The sequence below is a fragment of the Serratia sp. A07 genome (assembly GCF_058725505.1).
In genome coordinates, this window is sequence record NZ_JBZXDO010000152.1 from 1 (window position 1) to 1,601 (window position 1,601).

Consider the following 1,601-nt stretch of genomic DNA (forward strand, 5'->3'; position numbering starts at 1 on the left):
ACCGGCAATACGGTCACTTCAACTTCATCAGCAGAGGCAGGGGCTTGCGGCATGGCCGGCGGCGCTTCCGCATCACTTTGCCGATTAATCCCCTCAAAATAAGGTGATGCGTCATCGCCACCGACATCGGCGATCACGTTCAGGTTGGCCAATGCCGTGGTGGTCACCAGACTCAGGCCGAACAGCAGAAAATTCATTTTTTTCATGATTATGGGTTCCGTGGTTCAATCCAGGTCAGCGCCGCCGTTTGTACCGGTAACACCGTAGCCGTGGGGGTTGTACTGGTCACCCGAACCGGAGCAGCCCCCCTGCCGTTCAGGCGTGCCAGCTTGCCACTCACGATGGATTTATACCGGGCTGCCGGTGCGCCGCCGGCGGGGTGGTGATAACACCCGGCGGCAACCAGCCAGCTTCCGGGATTGCGGTCATAGCATTCCCGCAGGATGGCCGCTGCCGCGTTTAGGTTGGTGTAAGGGTCAAACGCCTCCCAGGTCGACGTGAAGTGATGGCCGTTCCAGCCCAGGTTGACCTGGGCAATCCCGACATCGATGCGCTTGCGAGGATGCGTTTTCAAAAAGCGCTGCAGGGCTTCCCAGGCCTGCAGGCGGCTGGCGTAACGATACCCTTTGCCGGCCACGTTAATGGTCCAGGGCCAGGGGCGTTCCACATCCGGGGCCGGGCCGGCCCCGCGAGTCACCGAGATGATGCTTTTCGGCGCCATCGAGGTCTCGGCCAGCGCCACCGAGTACAGGGACTCCGGCGGCACCCCGTGGCGCAGCGCCACCTCCCGATAACCGGAAGGCACCTGTTGGGTAGCAGCATGAACGACGCCACCGCTCACAACGGTGAGGAGGGCAAGCAGGGGCAACAGCCCCCGGGTCAGAATGCGGCGAGTGTCCATCCGTTCTCCCCTTGTTGCAGCACCACTGGCATCAGGCCGTTGCCGAATTTCATCCAGCGGCCACCGTCATGATTGAGCGTGATTTGACGTGCGCGCACCTTGTCGACGGGAATGTGATGCGTCTTCGCCCAGTTACGCAGAAGGCTGTCATCCCCTTTACTGTCGACGAGGTAAATGTCGACCGGCCGGTTATCTGCCAGCACCGCCGCCAGTCGTGCATCACACTGACCGCAGTCCTTCGCTTTCACGAACAGCGCCAGCCGCCCGCCGGTGTCATGCGCGATACCGGCCGCATTCCCCATGTTCACCGGCAGCACGCCAAGGCGTTGCCAGGCTGCATCGACTTCACGCTGGAACTTGAGTTCTTTCTCGGTGCGGGCAAACTCCTGCCGCACCCACAGCTGCGCGTACTTTTTACGCTCAGCATCGCTCTGCGCCTCGATGCCAAGAGCAGTTAACGGATCAAGCCCCGGGGATTGTGTCCCGCGAGGGCCATCCATCAACTGTTGATAGCGCTGGTACTCTTCCCCACTGAGCCCCCACTGTCTGCCCTGCTGCGCCGTCTTGTTGGTCTGGCTCTGCTGAATCTCACTCAGGGTAGACTGGCTGTTCTCAATGGCCGACTGCTGCGCCGCCTGTGATAACGGGCTCAGCAGCATCAGGGAAATTACGCTGTATTTCAGTTTCATCACGCTCTCCT

2 protein-coding genes and 1 pseudogene are annotated in these 1,601 nt (G+C 61.0%); all 3 read right to left on the bottom strand.

Going from position 1 to position 1,601, the window contains the following annotated elements:
- Positions 1–206: pseudogene (locus tag AC4PR2_RS28730) on the bottom strand (integrating conjugative element protein); the annotation flags it as partial.
- Positions 207–208: 2 nt separating this feature from the next.
- Complete coding sequence (locus AC4PR2_RS28735) at positions 209–901, bottom strand: transglycosylase SLT domain-containing protein (protein ID WP_127146353.1); 693 nt, start codon at positions 899–901, stop codon at positions 209–211.
- Complete coding sequence (locus AC4PR2_RS28740) at positions 880–1,590, bottom strand: TIGR03759 family integrating conjugative element protein (protein ID WP_492176031.1); 711 nt, start codon at positions 1,588–1,590, stop codon at positions 880–882. The genes AC4PR2_RS28735 and AC4PR2_RS28740 overlap by 22 nt, the downstream gene beginning before the upstream one ends.
- Positions 1,591–1,601: the final 11 nt, after the last annotated feature.